The sequence below is a fragment of the Allobosea sp. FW305-C-101 genome, from assembly GCF_058783685.1.
On record NZ_JBYSYT010000008.1, the window covers coordinates 40,047 to 65,707 of the forward strand.

Below are 25,661 nucleotides of genomic sequence, written 5' to 3' on the forward strand. Positions count from 1 at the left end.
CGCATCGGTTCTGGGTTCCGGGCTCCATCCTATGGACCGGAATGACGGCATGTTTCGAAATGAAGTCCGCGCGCTCTAGATGCCCACGCGCCGCGCCAGGGGGCCCAGGGAGTCGAGCAGGCGCCTCACGATCCCATCGATGAAGTGATCGATCAGATCCTGGCTTCTGAAAGAGGCCGCGTTAGATGGCCTCAGCAGATAGAGGGTTCGGGTCAACGGGATATCGGATACACGCTGCATCACCAGCTTCCCGGCCCGGATCTCCTCACTGGCGGTGCCGTAGGGCATCATGCTGGCAGCCGCTCCGCGCACCACCAGGCTGCGCATCGCCGGAATCGATTCCGCCTCGTAGACGATCCTGAGATCGAGCGAATAGCGGGCTGCGGCGTCTCTCAGCAACCGCTGAACCATGTCGCGCTCGCCGGCCTGCACGAGGTCATGAGAGAGCGCGTCCGCCAGAGTCAGGGTTGGGGGCAGAGGCTCTCCCGTCGCCGAACGAGCAAAGATCAGCTCCTCCACCAGCAGCGGGCGGCGGCTGACTCCGGGGCGGGCTTCGTCCACGCCGTAAGCCAGCGCATAGCTGAGCTCGCCCTGTTCGAGGGATGTCGTCAGTGCCCGGCTCAACGCTTCGACAAGGCTCAACGATACGGTGGGCATCGTCCGCTTGGCATTGAGCAGCATGTCGGGGTCCATCTGCAGCATGATGCTGGGCGTGAGGCCCAAGATCATCATCTCTTGCTCGGGACTGACATTGCCGATGATTTCGCGCTTGAGCTCCTCCACATCCTGCAGGATACGGCGGGCCCGATCGAGCAGAAGCCTGCCGGCCTCGGTGAGTTCGACGCCGCGCGAGTGGCGCACCAGGAGTTCCGTCTTGAGCTCCTGCTCGAGCTGACGGATCTGCAGACCGAGCGCTGGCTGTGCGACGTTGAGCTGTTCGGCAGCCCGGGTGATGTTGCCGACTTCCGCGATCCGCACGAAGTAGCGCAGCTGCCTGAGATTGATCACTTCCTCCTGTCGATGTTCGCCGTTGCGCCGGAGTATGGCGCAGACGGGCGCACTCAGGAAGGCGTCGGCCCTGTGCCGGCGCGGCTGCGGGAGCCGAGCCTGATTCAGCGTGCGGGTCGCATCCAGCGCTCGAGCCATTCCAGGGCCGAGAAAATGACGACGCTCACGAGTATGACGAAGATGATCGTTGCGAAGACGCCGGGCAGATCATAGCGTTCGGCCAGGTCGTTGATGAGTTGACCAAGACCACCGAAGTTGATCAGGAATTCTACGCCGATGAGATTGATCAAGGTGAAGATCAGACCCAAACGTATTCCGGTGAAGATCGTCGGTATCGACGCCGGAAACTGGATCCTCCAGAACAGCTGCGACGGAGTCAGATTGTAGGTGCGCCCAACGTTTAAGAACGTCTTCTTCACGCCCTGGAAGCCCTCGATGGTCTTGAGCGCCACGGGCGCGAGTCCCGCGACGAATCCCATCGCGATGATTGTCGCGGAGCTTCGTCCAAAGATGACTAGGAAGAGGGGATAGGCGAGCACAATCGGCGCTGCGGCGGCAGCTGCGATCCAGGGTTCCACTGCAAGTTTGAGAATGCGTCTCTCGTGCAGAAAGATTCCGAAGCCGACACCCACGATAATGACGAGCAGACTTGCCGCGACTGCCTCGGATCCGGTCACAAACAGCCGATGAGCCAGTTGCTCCTCGCTAAACAGGCGGCCGAAGCTGCCTATCACGGCGGAGGGAAACGGGATCACGAACTGGTTGAGCAGCCCGGCATAGAGCAACAGCTCGACACCGCACAGCACAAGCGCAACGGTGGCCAGCCCGAATATGATCGGAGGAAAAGCGAGGATCCGCATCGTCAGCCTTTTCTCGCGCGGGCTGCTTCCTCGGCATCGGCCATTCCGCGCGATGCCTCTTCTCGCAGATCGTTCCAGATCTCCGCCACATAGCGGCCGAACGCATCGCTGCCGACGACATCGCTGCTGCGTGGGCGCGGCAGGCGGATGTCGACGATCCGCTTCACCTTGCCGGGACGGAACGTCATGATCAGCACCCTGTCCGAGAGCTGCACGGCTTCCGTGATGTTGTGGGTGATGAGCAGCGTCGTTTGCCGAAGATCCTGTTGGATCTTGAGGACTTTGTCGCCCAGCAGCACACGGGTCTGTTCGTCGAGTGCAGCGAAAGGCTCGTCCATCAGCAGGATCTTGGGCTCGAACACCAGCGTCCGGGCCAGCGCGACGCGCTGGCGCATGCCGCCCGACAGTTCCGACGGGTAGCGCTGCTCGAAGCCAGAAAGGCCGACCATCTCGATGAATTTGCGGGCCGTTGCGTGGCGTTCTTCCTTGCCCACACCCTTCACTTCGAGCGGAAAGGCAACGTTGTCGATGACCGTCCGCCAGGGAAAGGTCGATTCTTCTTGGAATACCATGCCGATGGACGGATGCGGGCCCGAGACGCTCTCGCCGCCGACGGTCACGGTGCCTTCATAGCCGCCTACAAGGCCGCCCATGATGTTGAATACCGTTGACTTCCCGCAGCCCGACGGGCCGATGATCGAAACGAATTCGCCGCGCTTGATCTCGAACGACATGCCATCGACAGCAGTCACAGTTCCTTCGCGCGTGTCGAAGCGCATCGAAACGTCCTTGATGACGACATCGATCTCGTCGATGGTCTCGCTCGCAAGACGCAGTTTGGCGTTAGCCCCCCGCATGTGCCTTTCGTCCTCCAGATCGTTGCCGCTCATGAGTTGCGCCCCTGCATCCTGTCACGCCAGTGCGTGTCGGGGCGTTCGACCCATGCGGTCTTGAATGGATTGATGGCAGGCATTCATCTCCTCCAGCGAGGTCGTTCTCGAAGGTTGCCCGCTTGTAGGCGACGCTAGGGTGGCCCCTCATCGTGGTCCAATACTATATCGCTTTGTCTTCCAAACATTTGCGTAGCGGTCGAAACGGCAACAAAATGCCGTGCTCCAACGTCCAATGGGCGTTAAGGTCCGATCGAAAGAACGGAGTGAAATGCCCGAAACAAACTCAAAGGCCTCTGTGCCGCCCGCCGAGCAGCGCTACGATCTCCCGCTTGAGGGAAGCGTCGGCTATCAGCTCCGGATGGCCAACAGAGCCGTGCAGCGCTATCTGCAATCGCAGATCGAGCCGCATGGTGTCACGCTAGGCATGTGGTATTTCTTGCGGGCTCTCTGGCTGGAGGACGGCCTGACCCAGCGAGAACTTTCCCAGCGAATCGGAACCATGGAGCCGACGACGCTGTCCGCGCTGGCGACAATGGAGAGGTCCGGTCTCGTGACCCGTGAGCGGGATCCGCACGACCGGCGGAAGCTCTGCGTCAGGCTGACCGAACGTGGCCGCTCGCTGCAGTCGAAACTGATACCCTGCGCCAACGAAGTCATCGAGCGCGCGACAACCGGGATGAGCGGCGAAGAAAAGGCTCGCCTGATCAGTTGCCTGGCGCAGGTGCAGCGAAACCTGGCGGACGCGCCTTCCGGGGGCAGAGACATCGACTGAGGCGCCATGCGCTAGACCAGGCGCATGGGGCCGGGTTTCACGGGCCACCCTGCGCTGGAGCAAGTCTAATGCTCCAGCGTCCCGCCTGCGCCAGTCATATCGGAAAGCGGGCTCCGCTTCTGTGCCGGCGAGTTAGTCGCCGACTTTTCCGGTGCCTTCGCGCGTCATCCCTGCTGCCATGGCCGGGTTGTAGCCCGGCTTCACCCGTGCATCGATAACGACCGATGCGCCGTTGCGAGCAGCCTCGACCCCTTTCCGGATCGCATCGATCAACGCGTCTGTGGTCGAGACTGGCCCGATCCCAACAAGTCCCTGGGCGCTAGCCATCGCGGCGATGTCGATGTCGGGATCTCCGATACGCTGCCCGATCCACTTGTTCTCCACCGGCCGATCGCGCGTGCGCGCGACGCGTTCCTGATGGATCTCGTCATTGTAGAATGAGCGATTATTGGCGACGATGGCCAGGAAAGGCAGCTTGTAGTGTGCGGCTGTCCAGAACGCGGAAACGCCCATCATCGTATCGCCGTCGCCCAGAACGGCTACGGGCAATCTGCCTGAGCCGGCAAGCGCGAGCGCTGCGCCGGCCAGCATGCCGGGCCCCGACCCGATGCCGGCACCGCCATCGGTGCCGAGATAGTCGAGCGGATGGCGGAAGTGCCAGCTTTCACCGGCCCAGCCGAGAGGCAGCCGGACAAGCGACACGACTTCATCGCGCAGCACCGTGCCCATCGCCGCCGCGAGCGAGACGATGTCGAGCTCGCGTGATTCGCCGGGCAGGTCGAATGCCGGCAATGCCGTCAGGTCGGCCGGTTCGGAACCGGGACCGACGCCGAGTTCGTCAGCGAGCAGATGGAGCGCCGCGTTCGGATCGCTGCTGAAATGCAGGTCGGCGGGCGGCAGGGCCTGGTGGTCCATGCTCCAGCCGTTGTGAAGCTGATGGTCGAGCTGGATATTGATGATCTTGGTCGCGGCCGAACAGCCGCCCTGTTTCAGGGTGCCGGCGAGATCGACCCAGTCGAGCGACAGGATGACGTCGGCGTCCGCGATCCGCTTCGCGCCGGCCTCGTCGAGGAAATGCCCAGGCTTGGCGCAATGCAGCCTGTGATCGGTCGGGAAGGCTGCGCCCACCTTGATGTCCGTGAGCACCGACGCGTTCAGCGCTTCCGCGAGGGCCACGCGACGCGCCCAGTCGCGGGTGCTGCGCGAAACCCTGCCGATCAGGAGCATCGGCCGCTCTGCGCTCCTCAGAAGCGTCGCGGCGGCTTTGATGTCCTGCGCCGCCGGGACACCGGGGGAGGTCAGAGCGAAGCGTTTGGGATCGGGCAACTCGGGCATCTGCTCCAGGCGGCGCTCCTGCATGGAGACATCGAGGCAGACATAGGTCGGCGCCGCCGGTGCGGCCCGGGTGATGTTGTTCGCCCGCACCAGAGCTTCCAGCGCAGCTGCGACGGAGACCGGCTGATCGTCCCACTTGATATAGGGGCGGATCATGGCGGCCTGGTCCTTGGCGGTGTGTAGCCAGTCGATCCAGGGGCGGCGCTCGGCAGCATCGACGGGACCCGTCGCGCCGAGGATCAGCATCGGCACGCGGTCGCACCAGGCGTTGTAGATCGCCATCGTGCCGTGCATGAGCCCGACATTGCTGTGCAGCACCACGCCCATCGGCCGCTCGGTGACCTTGGCGTAGCCGTGAGCCAGAGCGACGGCGTGCTCCTCATGCAGGCAGAGCAGCATCTGGGGGTCCTGGTTGCCCAGGTGGTTGACGAGGCTGTCATGCAGCCCGCGGAAGCTCGAGCCGGGATTGAGCGCGAGATAAGTAATGTCCAGCAGCCGCAGCATCGAGGCAATGGCGTCGCTGCCCCAAATGCCGTTGTCCTGCGATGCGACAGGCGTGTCGATGCCGTCGATCGGAGTGCTCATCGTGTATCCTTTGCTTGTCTGGTCGGCATTCGGGCCGTCCGAGGGCCGCAACGTAGGGTCTCGCATGTGATTGGATGCCACGGCGCCGGTCAGCCGCCGCGGAGGCTCACATGGACGTTCTTCTCCTGCGTGAACGCGAGGAGTTCGCCCAGGCATTCCTCGCGGCCCAGTCCGGACTGCTTCCAGCCGCCGAAGGGCGCACCGAGAAAGTGCTTGGAGACCTCGTTCACCCAGACAAACCCGGCCTCGACGGCAAGCGCCGTGCGATGGGCCTTGCGCAGGTCGTTCGTCCAGATGGAGCACGTCAGGCCATATTCGACCTCGTTGACCTGGCCGAGCATCGTCGTCTCGTCATCCCAGGGCAGGACTGCGAGGACCGGCCCGAAAATCTCCTCGCGCGCGATGCGCATCGCCGGCGTGACATCGGCGAAGATGGTGGGCTCGACGTAGAATCCCTTCGTCAGCGCCGGATCAGTGGGCACCGCACCGCCAGTTATGAGCCGTGCTCCCTGTTCCTTGGCCGAGGCGATGTATTCCAGGACGCGCGCGTGCTGCTGCCGGCTGATGATGGCGCCCATGGTCGTCCGGTCGTCCGTGGGGAGGCCCGGGACATAGTGTCCGGCCAGCGACGGCAGCCTGGACAGCACATCCTCGTAGATGTCCCGGTGGATGAACGCGCGGCTCGTCGATCCACAGGACTGGCCGCACCAGGTGAAGTTCATTCCGCCGATCACGGCCGAAGCCACGGTCGCGGGGTCGGCGTCGGAGAACGCGATCAATGCGTTCTTGCCGCCGAGTTCCAGCAGAACCGGCTTGATGGTGTCGCTGGCCGCTTTCATCACGGCACGACCGGCGCCGACGCTGCCGATGATCGCGATCTTGTCCACCCCGGGGTGGGAGGCAAGGGCCGCGCCGGCCTCGCGCCCGCCGGGCAGAACGCTGAATACGCCCCTCGGGAGGATATCCTGTACCAGTTCGGCCAGGCGCAGCGTGGAAAGTGGCGCCTGCTCGGGCGGCTTGACGATGACCGCGTTACCCGCTGCCAGCGGGGCGGCGATCTTGCCGGCGCAGAACATGAAGGGATGATTGAAGGCGAGGATGCGCGCGACGACGCCCAGGGGCTGACGGAGCGTCATGTTGATGACGTCCGGCCCCATCGGGATGGTCTCGCCCTTCATCTCCGTCACGAGCCCGGCGAAATAGTCGAGCTGCGCGGCGGCGATCGTGGCATCGCCCATCATTTCTCGAACCGGATTGCCGCAATTGGCTGCGTCGAGGGCCGCGAGTTCGCGCGCATTGGCACGGACGACGGCAGCGACTTCCTTCAGCAGACGGGCCCTTTCGAGCGGGGCAACGCCGCGCCAGGAGAGAAAGGCCTGCCGTGCGGACTTGACCGCGGGATCGACGTCGCTGGCGCCAGCCTCCGCAACCTCGGCGATCGGCTCGTCGAGGCCCGGATTGGACGTTGCGGCGTAGCGCCCCGATATCGGATGGCGCCATTCACCCCCGTAGTAGAGGCTGCGGCCGGCCGGAGCTGGCTTGTCGAGCATAAGAAGACCCCAATGCGTTTCCAGGGCTCTTGCTCCGGCCCTCCAAGTTCAGTTTCGCGCAGCGCCGCCGGCGTTTCCAAGACTTTATCCCTTGGGCACCCAAGCCGATATGATCGTTCGGGCTCGCCGTCGGGTTCAGCTGCCGGCAGCCGCCATTTCCGCCTCGGTGTCGTCCTGCTCCATGCCGTCGAGCAGCGCGATTTCCTCATTGGAGGCGCCGAGCCTGCGCCAGTCGTCGCTCTTGGGGACGATGCCCTGATAGGAACGCAGCTTCGCCTGCGGGATATGCGGCTCGACGAGACCGAGCGGGGAAGCGCCGGCGGCATGCTTGCGCGCTGCATCGATCATCACCCGGCGGAACTGCACGATCGCGATGTCGCTCGCGCCGAGGCGCTCGCTGGTACGGTCGGCGATCGGGCCCATCGACTCCCACATCATGATGTCCTGGTTGGGAATTCCGGGCACGCCGGTGAAATCCCCCAGCTTCATCGCCTTGCGGTCCTGCAGGTAGTTGTTCTCCCGCTTGCGCAGCATTGGCTTGTAGGTCTTGTCGAGATCGATGCCGACCTGCGCCACGCAGAACTTCCGCCAGCTTTCCTGATCGATGCAGTCGTCATTGCCCCATGCGATGAAATGGAAATAGCTCGACACGTCGTCCTTCGGCACGATCACCGTCGCGACGTTATAGGAAGAGTTGGGGGGGATCAGCGCGGCGAAAGGCGCAACGAATACGGTCAGTCTCACATAGTCGTGGGTCTGGGCATTGGTGATCGGGCGGCGAAGCGCAGCGTAGCGGAAGCCGTAGTTGGTCAGCTGGACCTGGATGCGCGGGTTCTTGTCGGTCGACGGACGCGTCCAATGCGTCGCAGTCGCGCCGGCGGTCGTCACGCGCGAGGGCTTCATGTCGGAGGAGTGCAGGCTCGACGAATGAGCCGAGTCGATCTGTCCTTCCATGATCTGGGCCCAGTTGCAGGGCAGATCGATCTTCACGATCGAGACCTTCGCCTCGGGCGTGGGCGCCCACGGCGGGGCCTCGAATTCCGGCATTTGGTCCTTCGGACCCATATAGACCCAAATGAAACCTCCCGCCTCCTGGGTCGGATACGCCTTATGCTGAACCTTATCGGCAAAGCCGCTTTCTGCCGGCTCCGACACCATTTCGAGGACCTTGCCGTCCACGTCGAACTTCCAGCCGTGATACAGGCAGCGAAGGCCACACTCCTCGTTGCGGCCGAAGAACAGCGAAGCCTTGCGATGCGGGCAGTACTCGCCGAGCACCCCGATCCGTCCGTCAGTATCGCGGAAGGCAACGAGATCCTCGCCGAACAGACGCACGCGGACAGGCGCGCCGTCGCTTTCGATGAGCTGCTCCGACAGCAGCGCGGGCACCCAATGACGCCGCATGAACTGACCCATCGGGGCCTCGCCTTCCACGCGGCAGAGCAATTCGTTCTCTTCGTGGGTCAGCATCTCATTCGCTCCAGATTTGACGGCCGGGCTAGTCAGCCGGATAATACTTAGGTATCTAAGTCTCACATTATTCGGAATTCAAGCGCTTGTCGAGACGGCGCCGCGCGGAGGTTTGGATGAGCGATCAGGAGCAGTGGCTAAAGGCCAGGATCGTGGGGAAGGAGGCGGTCGCCGACGACATCGTCATGTTCGATCTCAGGCCGCTGGATGAGAACATGCTCGAGCCCTACACCCCCGGGGCTCACCTGGCGGTGAAGGTGCCGAACGGCGAGACGCGGAAATACTCGCTCTGCAACGGTCCGGACGAAGCCGAGGGCTATGTCATCGCCGTCAAGAAGGAACATGGCGGCCGGGGCGGGTCCGTCAGTCTGATCGATCAGACCAATGTCGGCGACAACATCCTGATCTCGGCGCCGCGCAACGATTTCCCGCTGAAGGACGGCCCGTCGAGCTACATTTTCATCGCAGGCGGCATCGGAATCACGCCGATCCGCTCGATGATCCGCCATCTGATGGCGACGCGCGGGAAGCCCTTCAAGCTGTATTACTTCACGCGCACACCGGCGATGATGGCCTTCCGGGAGGAGTTCTCCGGGCCGGAATTCCGCGGCAAGGTCGTCATCCACCACGATAACGGCGACCCCGACAAGGCGTTTGACCTCTGGCCGGTCCTTGAAGACCCGAAGGGGGCCCATCTCTATTGCTGCGGCCCGCGGGGCCTGATGGAGGCGGTGCGGGACATGACCGGCCACTGGTCCTCGGCCGCCGTCCATTTCGAGGATTTCGGTGCGGCCAAGGCGAAGCCGGAAGACAATGCGCCCTTCACCGTCGAACTGGCCAAGAGCGGCGAGATCTTCGAGATTCCCGTCGACAAGTCGATCCTCGAGGTGCTGCGCGAGGCGGGAAAGACGCTGCCCAGCTCCTGCGAAAGCGGGACTTGCGGCACCTGCAAGACGCGATTGGTCTCAGGCGAGCCCGACCATCGCGATCTTGCGCTCTCCGAGCAGGAGAAGGCGCGAAACATCATGATCTGCGTCTCCCGCGCCAAATCCGGCGCCCTCGTTCTCGATCTCTAGCGAGGCAGTGGTGAGCGAACCTTTGCGATTGGGCGTGGTCGGGCTCGGCCGCGCCTTCATGCTGATGCTGCCGACATTCGCGCAGCATCCCCTCGTTCGACTGGTCGCTGCGACCGATCCGCGTCCGGAGGCGCGGTCGCGGTTCGTCGAGGAATTCTCGTCGAACGGGTTCGCCGCGAAGGCCTATGACACTCTCGACGGTTTGCTGGCAGACGAAGCGGTCGAGGCCGTGTACGTGGCCTCCCCTCACCAGTTCCATGTCGCCCATGTCCGCAGCGCCGCTGCGGCCGGCAAGCACATCCTGGTCGAGAAGCCGATGGCGCTGCGGCTGGAAGACTGTCGCGCCATGATCGATGTGGCTGCAGAGGCCGGTGTCCACTTGGCCGTCGGCCACAGCCATTCCTTCGATCTGCCTTATCTACGCACCGCCGAGCTGATCGGATCGGGCCGCTTCGGCCGCCCGCGCCTGATCGTTGGAAGCAACTATACGGACTTCCTGTACCGGCCGCGGCGGCCCGAGGAACTGGACACGTCCCGAGGTGGCGGCGTCGTCTTCAGCCAGGCGGCGCATCAGCTTGATGTCGTCCGCCTTCTCGCTGGGGCGGAGATCGAGTCACTGCGGGCGGTCACCGCGCGCCTCGACCCCGCCCGGCCGACGGAAGGCGCTTATCAGGCCTTCCTGCTGTTCGAGAACGGAGCCAGCGCGACGCTGACATATAGCGGGTATGGGCGGTACGACACCGACGAGCAACTCGGCTGGTTCGGCGAGCTCGGGCAGCGTCGCGATCCTTCGCAATACGGCGCCGCGCGTCGGGCCCTCGCGCCGGTCTCGACGCCGGAGGAGGAAGCTGCGCTCAAGGAGAAGCGCGCCTATGGTACGTCCGCGACCGTTGCGGGCCGGACGGCACCCGCCGCTCATAATCATTTCGGCCATTTCCTGGTCTCCTGTGACGAGGCCGACCTGCGCCCCATGGCGGATGGGATCCGTGTCTATGCCAATGATCGCGAATGGCTCGATCCATTGCCGGCGCCAGCTGTGCCGCGCGCGGAGGTGGTCGACGAGCTGCATGCCGCGGTCAGGTTCGGCGTCCCGCTGCTTCACACCGGCGAATGGGGTATGGCGACGCTCGCAGCTTGCCTCGCGATCCTCGAATCGGCCGCCACCGGACGAGAGGTTCGGCTCGGCAGCCAAAGCACTTCCTCTGCTCGCGGCTGAGGACAACCCGTTGTTCCGCGTCGCGTGCGGATAGGGAATAGGCATGGCTTGGTTTGCGGGCAGGCTGGGCGAGACCTTCGCCATTCTCTCTGTCTTGGCCTTCGCTTATGGCGGGGTCTCGATCGCAAAGGCGAAGCTCTACGGAAAAGGCGATGGCGGCGCCGTGCTTTCGGTGGTGTTCACGACGCTGCTGTCGGCCCTTATCTGGGCGGTGGCGGGAACCTCGGCCGGCAGCTTGCCGGACACGCCGGACTTGATGATCGGGCTTGCCTGGTTCGCCGTCTCCGGCCTGCTCGCCACGGCGCTGGCGCGCATCCTCTACTTCATGTCGGTGCGCGATCTGGGTGCAGTGCGCGGATCGGCCGTGAAGCGTGCCATCCCTTTCTTCGCGGCAGTCTTCGGGGTCCTTTTTCTGGGTGAGACGCTGAACTCCAATAAGCTTCTCGGCCTGGCACTGATCGCCGTCAGCATCGCGGTTCTGGTCGCGGTCGACCTGGCTCGCCGCGGCGGCAGCGAGGCGGGTGCGGTGGCGTCGATCGGCTACGCATGGGGGACTGCATCGGCACTGTGCTACGCCTCGGCCTATGTGGCCCGCAAGTTGGGCCTCGGCTATGTGCCTGATGGCGCACTCGGCACCTTCGTCGGCTCCATGGCAGCCGTAGCCTATTACGCATTCGCCGTCTCCTTCAATGCCCGCGCGAGAACGGCGACGTTCGCTGCCATGTCCCTAAAGAACAACTGGGCGGTTGTGGCCGCCCTCTGTTTCTCTATCGGCCAGATCTGCAACTTTTATGCGATCCAGCACACCGCGATCTCGACTGTCGGGGCGATCCAGTCGCTCGAGGTTTTCGTCTCGATGGTGATTGCGACGGTCGTGCTTCGGACCGAACGCGCGCCCGGCTGGATCACGATCGCAGCGGCGGTGGCTGCCACCGTCGGCGCATTGCTTGTTGTCGCCTGAGCAAGCGGGCCTGCCGCCGCGAGAGCATGGTCGCTGCGGCGCGCCGCCTTAACCCTGCGCCGGCTCGCGCAGGACGCGCTCGAAGAAGCCCGACAGGCGCTCTACCTCGGTGAGCGGGAGCACGTCGGCGACATACTGATCCGGACGCACGACGACCATGCAACCTTGCTCGCGGTCGATTCCGCGCAGGTCGAAGATATCGCTGCCCGGGCGCTGGTCCGCGCAGTGCACCTTCTCGTAGTCCGTCAGGCCGTATCGGCCCTTGGCCGGCTGGAGGAAAGGCGGAACGCGCGCCAGATCGGCTTCGCAATGGGCCTGCTGCAGCACTGCGATAACCTCGATCAGGGCGTCCGCATCCCCGAGCGGCGTGTAGCGCCGCACTGGAGAGGCCTGGTCGTGGTCGAGAAAGCTGACGAGCTCCGACAGGCCTGACCCGCCGTCGAACGGATCGCCGGCTCCAGCGAAGGCGACAATGCGCCAGCGCCCATCGGCTGTGATGCGATGCGAGAGTTCCAGGGGCTTGGCATCGGCGAGCCTGACCACCGGTGCGGAATGAAACCGCATGCCGATCTGGTAGCCCGATGCCAAGCCCTGATGCATGCCGTCGGCGCAGATCGCGGATGGCTCGTAGCGCACGGCTGTCCCGGCGGTGAAGCGACCCTGCTTGACGAAGTAGCGCTGGAACTCGGAGGGATCCCGGGCGCGTTGGGCGTCGGGCCCCGGGCCGGCTGGACGAGCGCTGAACATGGCCGCGAACTCCCGGTCGAAGTCGATCAGTTCCTGGGCGAGCTTCCGGCGTTCCGCGGAGTAGCTGAGCAGCAGTTGCGCGGGGCTCGTGCCTCTTATGACGGCTGCCAGCTTCCATCCCAGATTGAAACCATCCGCCATCGAGACGTTCATGCCTTGCCCGGCCTTTGGGCTATGCGTGTGGCAGGAATCGCCGGCGATGAAGACACGGGGTGGCCGGCCGGCATACTCGCAGCCGTCGTCAAACCGGTCGCACAGCCGCTGGCCGATCTCGTAGACCGACCACCATGCCACTTCCTTGACGTCGATCCGGTAGGGGTGCGCGATGCGGTTCGCGGCAGCAACAAGGTCCACGACCTCCAGCGACCGCGAAGCGACGCGCTCGTCTTTCGCCAGCTTGTCGAGCTCGACATAGAATCGCACCAGATAGCCGCCCTCCCGCGGTATCACGAGCATGCTGCCCTGGCTGGCCGACTGGATTGCGGCCTTCATGCGGATGTCTGGGAAATCGGTGATGGCGAGGACGTCCATTACGCCCCAGGCGCTGTTGGCCGAGTCACCGCGCAGCTCGAGTCCGATCGCCTTGCGAACGGCACTTCGCGCCCCGTCGCATCCGACCACGTAGCGCGCTGTGACGACCTCTTCGCGCTCCGAGCCAGCCGGCCCGAGCTGCTTCAGCCGAACCGTGACGGGGTGGCTTTCAGCCTCGGTCGTATTGGCTGGCCGGTCCAGCCCGATGAACTCCACCGCGTAGTCCGGCTCCAGCCTGCTCGCCGAGTTGCGCATGGTCTCCAGCAGGAAATCATGCACCCGCGCCTGATTGAGGATGACGTGCGGGAACTCGGAAAGCCCGTCCTCAGTATCCTGGATGCGGCTATGGCGCGCGATGCGCCGGGGATCGGCGGCGTCGGGCTTCCAGAACGTGGTCTCGTTGACCCAGTAGCTTTCCCTGGCTACCCGTTCGGCGAAGCCGAAGGCCTGAAACATTTCCATGGTTCGGCAGGCTATGCCGTCGGCCTGGCCGATCCGAAGAGGACCCGGCTTCCGCTCTACGATCCGGACGCGGATGTCAGGAAAAGCGGACAACTGGGCCGCGAGGGTGAGGCCAGCCGGTCCGCAGCCGACGATCAGCACATCGACGTCCGACGACCCGCTTGGAGCCCGGCTTTCCGGGACCGGAAGAATGGCAGGATCGCCGGGCAGGAAGCCGTTCAAATGAAACTGCATCGGGGCACCTCGCAGCTTCCCTTGGCCGTCAGGCCCGGCCCCCGGACCGCCTCTGGCGGGTCTGCTCGAGCCAAAGGTCCCAGGGCCGCTGGACCTGGCCCTCAACCCGGTCGACGCAGGCCCGGCATTCGTCCTCGGTCAGGTACGTCACTTCGCCCAGCTGGGTGGCCTGCAGCTGATACCGGGCATTGAGCTCTGCGTAGACGGCCCGGTAGACGGCGTTCTTCACAGTCGGTCCAACGACGGTCGATCCATGGCCGCGCATCAGGACAATGTCGCTGTTGCGGAAATGCTGGGCCAGCGCACGCCCCAGTTCGGGGCTGCTGATCAGCAGGTCGGTCGCGTCACCGCCTGTCGCCCGGATCTCGAAGACAGGCGCTTCCTTTCCGATGAAGCCGGCCATATGGAAGAGCGCCCTCAGCCTGGTTCCTTTCACGACGCTCAGCGGAACGATCGAATGGGAGTGGCTGTGAACGATGGACTGGACGTCGGGCCTCGCGCGGTAGATCTCGCTGTGAATGAACCGCTCCAGGTAGACGCCGCGGCCGTTCGCATCGACGGGCTGGCCCGAGAGATCGAACTCCACGATGTCCTCTGCCGTTACACGCCCCGGCGCCATATTGCGCGCCAGCAAGAACCGATCCGGCCGCTTGTCGTGGCGCACGCTCACATGGCCGAACGCGTCCACTACGCCCTGGTCGAACAGAATGTGGTTGGCTGCGACGAGCTCGTCCATGAGTTCCCGCGCCGGCGGCGTTCCCGGAGCGGCGCCATCCGGAACAGTGACGGCGGTTGCGGTGTCACACATGCGGGTTTCGCCTCCTTGCGACGGTTCGAGGATGCCCTGCCTCGCTGGCCCGGGCTTCACTATTCAAGTTCGAGGGCGCGAACTGAGACAATTTCGGCTTGTCTTCCCGCCACAAACCGGCCTTCGACCGGCCAGCGACGCTTGGCGGGAACGGTGCGGCCGCTCAGGCATAAGGCAGGGGCTCGGGCTCGAACCCGAACATTGATGCGAAGCGACGGCTGAACGCAGGCCACGCCTGAGGGTTGACCACTCGGGGCGGCGCACGGCCGTTGAAAAGCTCGATCCATTGGTCCGCGGCGGAGGACGACATCTGCTCCAGCGCTTCCTTTGTAATCCCGGCGGTGTGCGGCGTGGCGATTACGTTGTCGAAGGACAACAGCGGATGGTCTGGCGGTGGCGGCTCCTTGAGAAAGACGTCGATCCCTGCGCCAGCGATGCGGCGTTCTCGAAGCGCTGTCTCGAGCGCCGGTTCGTCGTGGATACCCCCCCGCGCGGTATTGATGAAATAGGCGCTCGGCTTCATTGCGGCGAACTGAGCCTCTCCGAACATGCCCAGTGTCTCCTTGGATCGCGGGCAGTGCACCGAAACAAAGTCCGAGCGCTGCAAAAGCTCCGCCAGACTTGCGCTGGTGCCGCGCCGCCGAACGATTTCCGCACCGTCGAGATAAGGATCGTAGGCAAGCACCGTCATCCCGAAGAGCCCATGGCAGAGTTCGGCCAGCCTCCCGCCGATAGCGCCGAGCCCGACGATGCCCACCGTCTTGCCACGAATGTCGTTGCCTTGCAGGGCGTACCGGTCGATCTGCGCTCCGTGCCGCCGCAACACCTTGTCTGCGATGCCGATCCGCTTGGACAGCGACAGCATCAGGCCTAGAGCATGTTCGGCCACGGCCTCGGTATTGGTGCCGCCCTGGTTGCAGACAAGGATGCCGGCGGCGGTGCAGGCCTCGACGTCGATATAGTCGTAGCCGGCGCCTGTGGAGCTCGCCGCGAGCAGGTTAGGGCAACGGGCGATCAGTGCTGCATCGGGGAACCAAGGTTCGCGCAACTCCGTTCGCGCCTGGACCTGATAGCCATGTGCTCTCGACATCACGTCCCAGTTGTCCGCCTCGACGGTCGAGTAGCTCAGTTTCCGCAGGTCGACGTCGGCTCTTCCACCCAGGATGTCTTCTGCGATCGGATCGACCCAGCTCTCGAAGAACACCAGACCTGCCTTTTGTCCTGCCCGGACCGCCATTGTCTCTCCCTTCGGCGTCTTTTGAGGGCATCCGCAGTCGCAGCGCGCGAGGTTACGGCGAGCCCCTTCGTTGCCTCATCATGACTGTGGGTTGAAAGCTGCGCAATTGTAAATTAGTTTCCTAAGTAATCATTATAACAAAACGAGTGTGGAGGATGACACCATGGGCGGAAGGTGGATGCTTGCCTTGATGATTGCGGCCTTTGGCTGGGTCTCGGCACACGCACAGGAGGTTCGCAGCGGCGCAGCCGGGAATCGGATCGACCTCGCCATCGTCTCGCGCACCGTGTTCTACCTCCCGCTCTGGCTGGCGGCCGAGAAGGGATACTTCGCGGAGGAGGGGATCGATCTGCGTATCGAGGTCTTCGACAACGCGGAAAAGATCAATGAGGCGCTCAGGTCGGGGGCGGTCCAGATCGCCATGTCGACGCCCGAGAGCATCATGGCCGATGCTCTCAAGGGGGGCAGCCTCCGGGTGGTCGCGGGCAATGCCGGACGCTTACCGCACTTCATCATCGCCCGGCCGGAAATCCGGACGATCGCCGATCTCCGCGGCAAGACGATCGGTGTCCTCTCGGATCAGGAGGGCACGACCCATCTCGTGCCCGAGGTGACGCGCAGTGCCGGGCTGAAGCCGGGCGACTATGTCGTCAAGGCGGTTGGAGGCGCCCCGACCCGCTGGCGCCTCCTGCGATCGGGCGAGATCGACGCCGGGTTGCAGCCGTTTCCCTTGAGCTACGAGGCGGAGGCGGCGGGCTTCAGTAACCTGGGACCGCTGTCCGGCTTCGTCCCGGAATGGCAGTTCACCAGCGTGAACGTCGATATGCGCTGGGCCGAAGCCAATCGGAATCGCCTGACGGCGACGCTGCGCGCATTGCGGCGCGGCCTCGACGCTATCGCCGCGGAGCCCGCCACTGCAGCCGCCGTTGCCGCGCGCGAACTGAAGACGTCCGAGCCCCTCGCTGCTCGCGCTATCGCCGACACCGCCCGCCTCGGGATCCTGACGCCAGGCATGGAGGTATCGCTGCCGGGGTTGAAGAAGGTGCACGAGGCGCTTGTGGCGGCAGGCCTGGTCGCGAGCGAGCCGTTCGACGCAAGCCGCGTGGTCGATGCGTCCTTTCTGCGCGCCAGCCGCTGAGGCCAGCTGTACCGAAGGTCTCGCGATCAGCCGGGCGCGCGATCGAGCACAGGAAAATGCCGCCGCGGCGGCGATGCATCCAGGAGGTTGTCTTTGGCCTATGATCTTGAGGTCGCCAATGTCTCCAAGCGCTATGGCGATCGGTCGAGCGGTCTACTGGCCGTCAGCGATGTCAGCCTGTCGGTGCGGAAAGGCGAGTTCGTGTCCGTCATCGGGCCGAGCGGCTGCGGCAAGTCCACGCTCTTCGGGATTATCGGCGGTCTGATCGGTGATTACGACGGAGAGGTTCGCGTCGGCGGACAGTCTCATGTCGGCACGCATCGCGACATCGGAATTGTCTTTCAAGAGGAATCGACGCTGCCGTGGCGAAGCGTCCTGGCCAATGTCGCCCTGCCGTTGGAAATCCAGGGCATGCCACGCGCCGAACGCGAGGAACTGGCGCGGCATTACATCGATCTCGTCGGTCTTACGGGCTTCGAGGCGAGCAAGCCCGCAGCCCTGTCGGGCGGCATGCGCCAGCGCACGGCGATCGCGCGCACGCTGGCCTTCAAGCCCCGCGTGCTGCTGATGGACGAACCGTTCGGGGCGCTGGACGAGCAGACTCGCCTCCTGCTCGGTGATCGGGTGCTGGCGATCCATACCGAATTGCAACAGACGACGCTTCTGATCACCCACAACATCACCGAGGCGGTTCAACTGAGTGACCGCGTCGTCGTGATGTCCTATCGCCCGGGCCGCATTCTCAAGGTCATCGACATCGATCTGCCGCGCCCGCGAAGCTCGGAAAGCATCACTGACGAGCGCTTCGGACGCTATGTCGCGGAGATCTGGGGGGATCTTCGTGCCGAAGCCAGCCGTGGGATGCAGGAGGGTGAGCGCAAGCGGGCCTGAAGTTCAGCTGTGCCAGAGGGAGGACGACCACGATGAATACCGAACGAAAGAACTGGATCGGACCGACGCGGCGGACGGCTATTGCCGGTGGCTTGGCCGCCGGCCTGATGCCGCGCGTCGCCCGCGCCGCCGACAAGATGCGCATCGTCAGCAGCCAGAAGGGTTTCTGGGACACCACTCTCATCCTGTTTGGCCAGCAGAAGGGCATTTTCGCCGATCACAAGCTCGATCTCGACATCATCTGGTCGGATGGTGGGTCGGACATTCAACAGGCAGTCATCACCGGTTCGACCGACTTCGGCGTCGCGCCCGGAATTCTTGGCGCGTTGAGCGCATTCGAAAAGCGCGCGCCGATCGCCGTGACGAACGCGGCCATGACGGGTTCGAGTGACCTGTTCTGGTACGTGCGGGCGGAAAGCCCGATCCGTAGCCTTGCTGACTGCAACGGCAAGACGATTGCTTTCTCGCGCCCCGGCGCATCGACCGAGCTCATTGCATCGACCCTGATCGACCATGCCAGCGTTAAGGCCAAGCTCGTCGGAACCGGCGGTCCCGGCGCCACACTGACCCAGGTGATGTCCGGCCAGATCGATGTCGGCTGGTCCGCACCTACGGTGGGGCTCGCTGAGGAACGCGCCGGCAAGCTGCGGATCATCGCGCGCGGCAACGACGCGCCAGGACTTGCGGCGCAGACTGTCCGCGTCGGAATGACGAATAGCCGGTTCCTGGCCGAACGTTCGGAGTTGCTCGCGCGCCTGTCGAAGGGAATGCAGCAGACCATAGACTGGGCCTATGACGGCGACGAGGCTCTGCAGATGTATGCCGAGCTGAACCGTGTCGATATCGCGACGGCGCGGCAGGCCCGCGACACCAACTATCCGAAGGCGGCGCTGGCGCTGGCGCCGATCGGGAACATCGAACTGAGCATCGCTCAGGCGGTGAAGGATAAGCGTCTGTCGAAGCCGCTGACACCGGACCAGATCAAGGCGTTTACTGCCAATGTCGGGCGGTTCCTCGCATGAGGCTCAGCGGAAGTGGGGCCAGCCTGGGCCTTCTTATCGTCGCGACGGCAGCTCTTGAGGCGTTGTCGCGCGGCGGTTGGGTTTCGACCTTTGTTATGCCGGCCCCATCGGAGACCCTGGCCGCGATACCCGGGCTCTTCCTGCACGAGGGGCTCGGATATGCCACATGGGTGACCTTTCAGACGACGCTGCTGGCGACCACGCTTGCTTTGCTCGTCGGGGTGCCCGCCGGTGCTCTGCTCGCGAGGCACCGCAGGTTCGGGCAGGCCTATGAGCCCTGGCTCGAGGCGGCCTTCTCGGCGCCCATCATCCTGCTTTACCCGCTGTTCCTGATCTTCTTCGGACGCAGCCTCGTAACCATCGTGGTGATGGGTTTCGTCGTTGGGGTCATCCCCGTGATCATCAAGACCCGCGAAGGGATCGTGAACCTGCGGCCGGTATTCCACAATCTCGCGCTCTCCTTGCACATGAGCGATGTGCAGAGCCTGATCAAGATTATCCTGCCTGCAGCGTTGCCAAGCATTTTCGTCGGGCTGCGGCTCGCGCTGATCTATGCGATGATCAACATCGTCGCGGTCGAGTTTCTCGTGGGTTTGGGTGGGCTCGGTTATCTCGTAGCCGATATGTACGATCGCTACGACATTCCATCGATGTATTCCGCCATCGTCTTCGTCGTCATGCTCAGCAGCGCATTCTTTCTCGTCATCGAACGGAGCGAAGCATGGTTGCGATCGGCATGACGCCGCCCGCCGCGGCCGCGGACCGGGGGTTGTCCGTGGGCGCCATCAGGCTGCTGACCTTGACGGGTCTGCTCGCCGCCTATCAGGCAATCTCATCCTCAGGGCTTGTCTTCGAGGGTGCGATGCCAGGGCTGCCGGCCATCGCTGTCGCATTGCTGCGCCAAGTCGCCGATCCCGCGTTCTACCCGCATCTCGGTCGCACTGCATACGAGGCCGCGGCGGGGGTCGCGATCGGCGCCAGCTTGGGCGTGGCTTGTGGGGTGTCGCTGGGCGCGTCCCGCTTCCTCGCGGCAATGCTGGACCCGTGGATCCGGGCCCTCGCCCCCGCGCCGAAGATCATCTTCCTGCCGGTGCTGATCCTCGCCTTCGGCATCGACGCCGGACCGAAGATCGCAATGGCTGCGATTTCTTCCTTCTTTCCGGTTGCGGTCGCCACCTTCGGCGGCATGCGCGAGGTCCGGCGGATCCTGGTGCAGGTGGTGCGGAGCTTCGACGCCTCGACCTTGCAGCTGGTGCGGATCGTCTACCTGCCGTCGATTGTGGTTCCTCTGCTCGGAAGCCTGCGTCTTGCCGTGGGCGTGGCCCTGATCGGGGCACTGCTCGCTGAAGTAAAGATGTCGAACAAGGGGCTCGGGTACCTGATCATCCAGGACTATAACGCCTTCCGCACCGCGGAAATGTACGCGCTGCTGCTCCTGGTATTTGCGCTGGCACTCAGCATCAACGCCGTCCTGCGCGCCATCGGCCGGCGCTACGGTGTTCCCTGAGCATTCTTATCAGCGCCACGTGACGAGGGTCGGGCGCATAATCCGGATAAAATCAGATGAGCCTGCTCAAGACCGCAACGAATGTCGCCGATTTCGCAGCGGCCGCGCGACGCCGTCTGCCGCGCGTTGTTTGGGATTACCTCGACGGCGGGGCGGAAGACGAGACCACGCTGCGTGACAACCGCGCCGGGTTCGAGCGGCTAAAAATCATGCCTAGGGTCCTGACGGGGAATGCGAAGCGCGACCAGTCAGTCGAGTTGTTCGGGACACGCTTCGCCTCGCCCTTCATGATCGGGCCTACCGGCCTCAACGGCCTGTTCTGGCCTGACGCGGATCTTGCACTGGCGCGGGCAGCTGCATCCGCGGATGTCGGGTTCGCGTTGTCGACAGCGTCCAACAATTCGTTGGAAGAGGTCGCGGCCACCGGGCCTGGCACTCGCTGGTTCCAGCTCTATCCGTGGGGTGATGCCGCCTTCTCGGCGCGGTTGCTCGAGCGGGCTAAGCGCTCCGGCTACAGCGCGGTGATCGTGACCGTTGACACCTTGACCGCAGGCAAGCGCGAGCGCGATTTGCGGAATGGATTCTCTCACGAACTCCGGATCACCCCCCGCGTGGTGCTCGACGGTTTGGCCCATCCTGCCTGGCTGCGCTCAGTCTGGCTCGGCCGGGGCATGCCTCGCTTCGAGAACCTGGCGGAGTTCCTGCCTCCGGGCGCGTCCGCGTCGCAACTCGCGGACTTCACCCGCTCGCAGCGTAACCCGTCCTTCGCCTGGGAGGATATCGAACGGCTGAAGAGGATTTGGGAGGGGCCGCTCCTGGTCAAGGGCATCCTGGCCTCGGCCGATGCCGTCCGCGCGCTTGAGGCCGGGGCAGACGGGGTGGTGGTTTCGAACCACGGCGGCCGACAGCTCGATGGTGCCCCTGCGACCATAGACGCACTTCCGGGCATGGTCGCTGCAATCGGCGGACGGGGACGCGTCCTCGTCGATGGAGGGTTCCGGCGTGGCTCGGACATTGTCAAAGCCGTAGCTCTGGGCGCTGATGCGGTACTGCTCGGGCGATCGACCCTTTACGGGCTGGCCGCTGCCGGCCAAGCCGGCGCCACCAGGGTCCTCGCGATCCTGCGTGATGAGGTCGACCGGACTCTGGCGCTGGCCGGAGCCGGCAATCTCGTCGACTTGCAGCAAATGCAGATCGTTTCGCCGCCGCCATAACAGCGTTGCCACGGCGCGCTCGGCCGCGTCGTCTGACGGTGTGAAAGTCGCGATATCAGCGTCTGTTGGCAGGCTCTTCGGGGGCCGGATTGTTCGCCGTGGACGCCAGAATGGCGATCGTGTCCTGCTCGGCGGCGGCGGCGCTCTTATAGCGCGGTGCCGTCGTGACCAGGGGACGTTCAGCGTCTGCAGGATAGTAGATCTCGATCGCGAACCGGCCGGAAGCGGCGTCCTCGACAGACTCAATCCGGATCAGTGGCATGGTCATTCTCCGTTCGGCGTCGCCTCAAGGCAACCTGCCGGATTCTTGAACCATCGTGGTTGGCTGGTCCAAAACAAAAGCAGCCTTGCTGCCATTCGGCTTTCCGTTCGAGGACCAGGAAAGCGTCGCACGTATCCGATAGTTCGGCGTAGGGCAGCGCTGCGGACGGAGCCAGATCGATTCCGTCTTTCAGGCCAATCTCAACGGTTTGCCTAAATAATAGCCAGAGATGTGCGAGTGCTCACGATGCCAGAGAGAATCTCGCTTCTCCAAACGTTTACTCGGTTCGCTACAACGCGACCGCTTCGTGGTCGAGCAACGTTTCGCTACCGAGAGGCCGCCTGCCACGGGCTTTTGAAGAAGCTCGGCGCTCTCTTTGCCTAATTTTCGAGCAGTTTCTGCGGGGCGTAGCTAGCAGGGTCGTCCCGGCGCCTTGACACTAGAACGCCCCTAAAGTCGTATTCGTATGATGGCATACCGTTTGACAACGGTGATGCTGCCCATCCGAGGAATGTTTCGTGACCCAGCCCTGTGATCTGACCGCGTCCGAGGCGCGCTTTCTAATCGGCGCGAAGCAGCTTTCTCCCGTGGAGTTGCTCAACTCCTGCCTGTCCCGCATCGAGGAGGTGAACGGCGCCGTGAACGGTGTCGTCGCTCTTGATGTCGAAGGCGCGACAGAAGCGGCGAAAACAGCCGAGAAGGCCGTTCTGTCGGGGGAGGCGCTGGCGCCCCTGCACGGATTGCCGGTTGGCGTGAAAGACCTCAACGATACGGCCGGGCTGCGCACGACCTACGGTTCGAAGCTCTACGAAGAGAATGTTCCGGCCGCGGACGAGCATCTGGTCGCCAATCTCCGCCGCCAGGGCGGCATTGTTTTCGCGAAGACCAACACGCCGGAATGGGGCGCGGGCGGTAACACTTTCAACCCGGTCTACGGCGTCAGTGCAAACCCCTTCGATGTAGCGCTGACGTGCGGCGGCTCCTCGGGCGGCTCCGGTATCGCGCTTTCATTGGGCATGATGCCGCTCGCACACGGCTCGGACAATGCGGGCAGCTTGCGCATCCCGGCGTCATATTGCGGCGTGGTCGGCTTCCGCCCGACGGCGGGCATCGTGGCTTCGGAAAAGCGCCTGATCGGCCTGTCGCATCTGCCGGTGCAGGGGCCGATGGCGCGTAACGTGGCAGATGTCCGGCTGATGCTGAATGCGATGTCGACCTCAGCCTCCATCGACGCCCTCGCGACCCCGCTTGCCCTGCGAGATGACCGCCCGATCGATCCTTCGACACTGAAGGTCGCCTTCTCGCAGGATCTCGGCTTCGCCCCCTGCGAGCCTGGGCTGCGGAACGTGTTCGACGAAAGAACAGCCGCGTTCGCCTCGATCTTCCGGTCCACGGCCAAAGCACACCCGGATTTCGGCGACACCCGCCATGTCTACGAGGTGCTGCGCGCCGTGAATTACATCGGCATGTTCGCCGATCGGCAAAAGCAGAAGCCTCGGCAGTGGGGGCCGCTGGTCCAGCAGAACCTCGACCACGCATCGCGCTTCAGCCTCGAGGATGCGTCGCTGGCGTTCATCGAGCACAGCCGTATCTATCAGCGCGTGCAGGCGTTCTTCGAGGAGTACGACCTCCTGATCACGCCGACGGTCGGCGCCTATCCGTGGCCAAAGCACGATATGTATCCAGCCTCGATAGAGGGCAGGGCGATTGCCAACTACTTTGATTGGGTAGGCCTGACCTATGGCATCACGCTGATCAACCATCCCTGCATCTCGATCCCCTGCGGCCTGGACGACCGTGGCCTGCCCTTCGGCCTGCAGATCGTCGGGCGCCGGAACTCGGATCTTCATCTGCTGCGCTGCGCCGAGGCGATCGAGACCGTGCTCGCGCGTTCGCCCGTTCTCGCCAGGCCTTTGCCGGATCTTGCCTATCTTCGCGCGGCCCATGCCGATGATCGGATGCGGCCCGTGGCAGCGGTCGGCTGACAGCCGAGCTGGAGGAAGCGTTTAGTCATGCTACGAACCCTCGCCACGCGGATCCTGGGAGCCGTCCCGGTCGTTCTCCTGGTGGCACTCGGCATCTTCGCTCTCGTCAGGCTCGCGCCCGGTGACGCAGCCAGTACCCTCGCCGCCGAGGATGCGAGCGAGGCGGATATTGCTCGCATGCGCGCGCAATGGGGGCTCGACCAGCCGGTCCTGGTGCAGTTCTTCTACTTCCTGGGCAATCTCGCGCGCCTCGATATGGGCACGTCCTATCGCTACCATGCGCCCGTTGCCGAGTTGATCGGCCAACGGCTGCCCGCCACTCTCGAACTGGCTCTCACCGCCCTGCTACTGGCTGCCGTGATCGCGGTGCCGCTCGGCGTCGCGACTGCTCTCAAGAAGGGCAGCTGGCTCGATGGTTTGGGCTCGCTTCTGGCCGTCCTCGGCGTCAGCGCTCCATCCTTCTGGGTCGGTATTCTCCTTGTGCTGCTGGTCTCGGGCCACTTCAATCTCCTGCCGTCCAGCGGCCGGATACCGCTCGACGTGCCGATCCGGGAGCTGACAGGCTTTATCTTGCTGGATAGCCTCCTTCAGGGGCGGTTCGACCTGTTCCGTCAGGCGCTGTCCTTCATCGTCCTGCCGGCCGCCACGCTGGCTTTCGGCATGATCGGTATCATCGCGCGAATTTCGCGGTCCGCCGTCATCGATGTCGGGCAGGAAGAGTTCGTGCTCACCGCGGTTGCCAAAGGATTGAAGCGCCGCGAGGTGGTCTCTCGGCATCTGCTGCCGAACGCGACGGTGCCGATCGTCACGATCATCGGCCTGGAACTTGGCACGCTGATCAGCGGCAGCATCGTCGTCGAGGTGGTGTTCTCCTGGCCGGGGCTTGGCTCGCTGCTCTATGCCGCGGTGACCGCCCGCGACATTCCGCTGACGACGGGTATCGTCATCTCCTACACATTCATCTTCATCTTCATGAACATACTGGTCGATCTGATCTACGTCCTCGTGGATCCGCGGCTGCGCGTCGCGAGGACGTGACGATGCAGCCCTGGCGCTTTCTCGAGATCAAATTCGTCATCGGCACTATCTGCCTGGGAGCGATCGTTCTGCTCGCACTCCTCGGCGGCCTCGTCGCCGGACATGATCCTAACGAGCAGAACCTCATGTTTGCGCTCGAGCCGCCATTCGGCATCGAGAGCGGCTATTATCTGGGAACGGACCATCTTGGCCGCGATCTGTTGGCACGGATGACCTCTGGCGCGCGCATTTCCCTGGCGATTGCCGGGTCGGTGGTCGTGCTGTCGGGGGTCGTTGGGGTGTTGATCGGAGCGCTGTCGGGCTATCTCGCCGGTGCCCGCGACGCGGTCATCCAGAAGGTCGTCGAGACGTTCTGGGCGTTTCCGCCAATCCTGCTGGCGATCGCGATCCTCGCGTTCTTCGGGCCGAGCCTGGGCAACGTGATCATCGCGCTCACGATCCAGCGCTGGATTCCCTATTGCCGGATCGCCCGCGCGCAGGCGCTCATGCTCCGCTCCCGGGAATACATCTCGGCAGCAAAGATCATGGGCGGCGGTACCGGCTGGATCCTGCGTCACCATGTGCTGCCGAACCTGCTCGCTTCCGCGATCATCATCGCCACCTTCACGATGGCCACCGCAATCCTGGCGGAATCGAGCCTGAGCTTCCTGGGTTTGGGCGTGCCTCCGAACGTCCCGACTTGGGGCGGCATGCTCGCGGAGGGCCGCTCCTACATCACACGCGCATGGTGGCTGGCCGTCCTGCCCGGCCTCGGCATCTTTTTCACCGTGCTTGGCCTCAACCTGCTTGGAGACTGGCTGCGCGATCAGCTCGATCCCAAGGCCGCTCTAAACCTGTCGTGACAAATGCCATGCAAGCG

At 64.1% G+C, this 25,661-nt stretch carries 23 protein-coding genes; 13 read left to right on the forward strand and 10 right to left on the reverse strand.

Annotation, left to right across the window (positions count from 1 at the left end; translation table 11 throughout):
* Positions 1-75: 75 nt before the first annotated feature.
* From AC3WMA_RS23895 to AC3WMA_RS23905, 3 genes are all read right to left on the reverse strand, one after another.
* Positions 76-1,008 (reverse strand): LysR family transcriptional regulator, encoded by a 933-nt coding sequence (locus tag AC3WMA_RS23895; RefSeq protein WP_492287767.1) that lies wholly within the window; start codon positions 1,006-1,008, stop codon positions 76-78.
* 104 nt (positions 1,009-1,112) lie between these two features.
* A complete protein-coding gene (locus AC3WMA_RS23900; RefSeq protein WP_492287768.1) occupies positions 1,113-1,868 on the reverse strand; it encodes an ABC transporter permease in 756 nt (251 codons plus the stop codon).
* A gap of 2 nt (positions 1,869-1,870) precedes the next feature.
* Entirely contained in the window at positions 1,871-2,758 is an 888-nt protein-coding gene (locus tag AC3WMA_RS23905; RefSeq protein ID WP_248312645.1) for an ABC transporter ATP-binding protein, read from the reverse strand.
* A 271-nt stretch (positions 2,759-3,029) separates the two neighbouring features.
* Here AC3WMA_RS23905 and AC3WMA_RS23910 point away from each other — a divergent pair, with 271 nt between their 5' ends.
* Positions 3,030-3,533 (forward strand): MarR family winged helix-turn-helix transcriptional regulator, encoded by a 504-nt coding sequence (locus AC3WMA_RS23910; RefSeq protein ID WP_492287769.1) that lies wholly within the window; start codon positions 3,030-3,032, stop codon positions 3,531-3,533.
* A gap of 132 nt (positions 3,534-3,665) precedes the next feature.
* Here AC3WMA_RS23910 and AC3WMA_RS23915 read toward each other — a convergent pair whose 3' ends face one another.
* From AC3WMA_RS23915 to AC3WMA_RS23925, 3 genes are all read right to left on the reverse strand, one after another.
* Positions 3,666-5,453 (reverse strand): thiamine pyrophosphate-binding protein, encoded by a 1,788-nt coding sequence (locus AC3WMA_RS23915; RefSeq protein WP_492287770.1) that lies wholly within the window; start codon positions 5,451-5,453, stop codon positions 3,666-3,668.
* An 89-nt stretch (positions 5,454-5,542) separates the two neighbouring features.
* Positions 5,543-7,003, reverse strand: coding sequence for an aldehyde dehydrogenase family protein (locus AC3WMA_RS23920; protein ID WP_492287771.1), 1,461 nt, complete (start codon positions 7,001-7,003; stop codon positions 5,543-5,545).
* A 135-nt stretch (positions 7,004-7,138) separates the two neighbouring features.
* The gene (locus tag AC3WMA_RS23925) at positions 7,139-8,473 is read right to left on the reverse strand and encodes a Rieske 2Fe-2S domain-containing protein (protein ID WP_191124895.1); all 1,335 of its coding nucleotides are present in this window, start codon (positions 8,471-8,473) and stop codon (positions 7,139-7,141) included.
* Positions 8,474-8,589: 116 nt separating this feature from the next.
* Here AC3WMA_RS23925 and AC3WMA_RS23930 point away from each other — a divergent pair, with 116 nt between their 5' ends.
* Genes AC3WMA_RS23930 through AC3WMA_RS23940 form a run of 3 tightly spaced genes read left to right on the forward strand, consistent with a single transcriptional unit; the run spans position 8,590 to position 11,726 of the window.
* Positions 8,590-9,549 (forward strand): PDR/VanB family oxidoreductase, encoded by a 960-nt coding sequence (locus tag AC3WMA_RS23930; RefSeq protein WP_492287772.1) that lies wholly within the window; start codon positions 8,590-8,592, stop codon positions 9,547-9,549.
* Between the two features lie 34 nt (positions 9,550-9,583).
* On the forward strand, positions 9,584-10,765 hold the full coding sequence (locus AC3WMA_RS23935) for a Gfo/Idh/MocA family protein (protein WP_492287773.1): 1,182 nt from the start codon (positions 9,584-9,586) through the stop codon (positions 10,763-10,765).
* Positions 10,766-10,808: 43 nt separating this feature from the next.
* Positions 10,809-11,726, forward strand: coding sequence for an EamA family transporter (locus AC3WMA_RS23940; RefSeq protein WP_492287774.1), 918 nt, complete (start codon positions 10,809-10,811; stop codon positions 11,724-11,726).
* 48 nt (positions 11,727-11,774) lie between these two features.
* Here AC3WMA_RS23940 and AC3WMA_RS23945 read toward each other — a convergent pair whose 3' ends face one another.
* From AC3WMA_RS23945 to AC3WMA_RS23955, 3 genes are all read right to left on the reverse strand, one after another.
* Positions 11,775-13,700 (reverse strand): FAD-binding monooxygenase, encoded by a 1,926-nt coding sequence (locus AC3WMA_RS23945; RefSeq protein WP_492287775.1) that lies wholly within the window; start codon positions 13,698-13,700, stop codon positions 11,775-11,777.
* A gap of 28 nt (positions 13,701-13,728) precedes the next feature.
* Positions 13,729-14,436, reverse strand: coding sequence for a class II aldolase/adducin family protein (locus AC3WMA_RS23950; protein WP_492287776.1), 708 nt, complete (start codon positions 14,434-14,436; stop codon positions 13,729-13,731).
* Positions 14,437-14,671: 235 nt separating this feature from the next.
* Positions 14,672-15,745, reverse strand: a complete 1,074-nt coding sequence (locus tag AC3WMA_RS23955; protein ID WP_492287777.1) for a hydroxyacid dehydrogenase — start codon at positions 15,743-15,745, stop codon at positions 14,672-14,674.
* A gap of 178 nt (positions 15,746-15,923) precedes the next feature.
* On the opposite strand from AC3WMA_RS23955, the gene AC3WMA_RS23960 reads away from it, so the two are divergent.
* The 6 genes from AC3WMA_RS23960 to AC3WMA_RS23985 all read left to right on the forward strand — a co-directional run bounded on the left by AC3WMA_RS23960 (position 15,924) and on the right by AC3WMA_RS23985 (position 21,517).
* Positions 15,924-16,883: an ABC transporter substrate-binding protein gene (locus AC3WMA_RS23960; RefSeq protein ID WP_492287778.1), complete on the forward strand. Its 960-nt coding sequence runs from the start codon at positions 15,924-15,926 to the stop codon at positions 16,881-16,883.
* 93 nt (positions 16,884-16,976) lie between these two features.
* Positions 16,977-17,774, forward strand: a complete 798-nt coding sequence (locus tag AC3WMA_RS23965) for an ABC transporter ATP-binding protein (protein WP_248312644.1) — start codon at positions 16,977-16,979, stop codon at positions 17,772-17,774.
* 32 nt (positions 17,775-17,806) lie between these two features.
* Positions 17,807-18,796 (forward strand): ABC transporter substrate-binding protein, encoded by a 990-nt coding sequence (locus tag AC3WMA_RS23970; protein WP_492287779.1) that lies wholly within the window; start codon positions 17,807-17,809, stop codon positions 18,794-18,796.
* Positions 18,793-19,536 (forward strand): ABC transporter permease, encoded by a 744-nt coding sequence (locus AC3WMA_RS23975; protein WP_492287780.1) that lies wholly within the window; start codon positions 18,793-18,795, stop codon positions 19,534-19,536. Before AC3WMA_RS23970 ends, AC3WMA_RS23975 begins: the two co-directional genes overlap by 4 nt.
* On the forward strand, positions 19,518-20,303 hold the full coding sequence (locus AC3WMA_RS23980; protein ID WP_191124885.1) for an ABC transporter permease: 786 nt from the start codon (positions 19,518-19,520) through the stop codon (positions 20,301-20,303). Before AC3WMA_RS23975 ends, AC3WMA_RS23980 begins: the two co-directional genes overlap by 19 nt.
* 56 nt (positions 20,304-20,359) lie before the next feature.
* Complete coding sequence (locus AC3WMA_RS23985) at positions 20,360-21,517, forward strand: alpha-hydroxy acid oxidase (RefSeq protein ID WP_492287781.1); 1,158 nt, start codon at positions 20,360-20,362, stop codon at positions 21,515-21,517.
* 55 nt (positions 21,518-21,572) lie between these two features.
* Here the strand turns inward: AC3WMA_RS23985 and AC3WMA_RS23990 are convergent, their stop codons facing one another.
* Complete coding sequence (locus AC3WMA_RS23990; RefSeq protein WP_156367018.1) at positions 21,573-21,779, reverse strand: hypothetical protein; 207 nt, start codon at positions 21,777-21,779, stop codon at positions 21,573-21,575.
* A 518-nt stretch (positions 21,780-22,297) separates the two neighbouring features.
* On the opposite strand from AC3WMA_RS23990, the gene AC3WMA_RS23995 reads away from it, so the two are divergent.
* The 3 genes from AC3WMA_RS23995 to AC3WMA_RS24005 are packed head-to-tail and all read left to right on the forward strand — an operon-like array spanning position 22,298 to position 25,644.
* Positions 22,298-23,764, forward strand: a complete 1,467-nt coding sequence (locus tag AC3WMA_RS23995) for an amidase (RefSeq protein ID WP_492287782.1) — start codon at positions 22,298-22,300, stop codon at positions 23,762-23,764.
* Between the two features lie 27 nt (positions 23,765-23,791).
* Positions 23,792-24,802 carry an ABC transporter permease gene (locus tag AC3WMA_RS24000; protein WP_055727152.1) on the forward strand — a complete coding sequence of 337 codons (1,011 nt, stop codon included), beginning with the start codon at positions 23,792-23,794 and terminating at the stop codon, positions 24,800-24,802.
* Between the two features lie 2 nt (positions 24,803-24,804).
* The gene (locus tag AC3WMA_RS24005; protein WP_492287783.1) at positions 24,805-25,644 is read left to right on the forward strand and encodes an ABC transporter permease; all 840 of its coding nucleotides are present in this window, start codon (positions 24,805-24,807) and stop codon (positions 25,642-25,644) included.
* The last annotated feature ends 17 nt before the right edge of the window (positions 25,645-25,661 follow it).